This is a genomic window from Vibrio sp. 378 (assembly GCF_033339435.1).
Genome location: NZ_JAWOUO010000974.1, coordinates 1 through 558, shown reverse-complemented (window position 1 = coordinate 558; position 558 = coordinate 1). Strand labels below are relative to the sequence as shown.

At 41.8% G+C, this 558-nt stretch carries 1 protein-coding gene; it reads right to left on the bottom strand.

Annotated elements, in window-relative coordinates; translation table 11 throughout:
• Positions 1 to 57: 57 nt before the first annotated feature.
• Positions 58 to 558, bottom strand: a 501-nt coding sequence (locus R7Q48_RS29880) for an Imm49 family immunity protein (RefSeq protein ID WP_318134008.1), incomplete at its 5' end; no start/stop codon positions are given.

Sequence of the window (558 nt, the reverse complement as noted above, 5' to 3'; positions counted from 1 at the left end):
AACGCATAGTAAAAATGCCACGCGTTGCGAATCACTCTTAAACAGTTTGTTAACTAACTACGATTTGTAAATATCTAAAAAGCTATAGCTCGGCTCGGGCATATTACGGGTGTAGAACGCTTCTGGAACATAATCCGTTTCAAACCCTAAGCGAAAACCGTATTTCTGGTAAGTAAGCTTTGCCAGTGCCAGTAACGGCATAGCAAAATAGCCTACACGCTCTTCCTTTAACTTTTTTTGACTCCAATACTTGTGGTGCCCTTTGACCGCTTCATACATCGCTTGTTGATATTCCGCTTCACCACAACCTGATTTATTTAGAACTTTTGTCATCACATTAATCGTTGGCAAATCGACAAGGTTTGCATGTTCAAAGGCTAAGCCCTCAAGATATTCAGGCGTACTCACATCAATAAACTTCTGAATTAACGACTTAACGTCACCAGATTTTATTCCGAGCATGACCATTTGGAGCTCAAAGAAGGTACGAGACCGAACATTATACCACTCAGTGTTTGGGTGGTCGGCTAAGTTGGCAAGGTACTCGATGTCACTCAC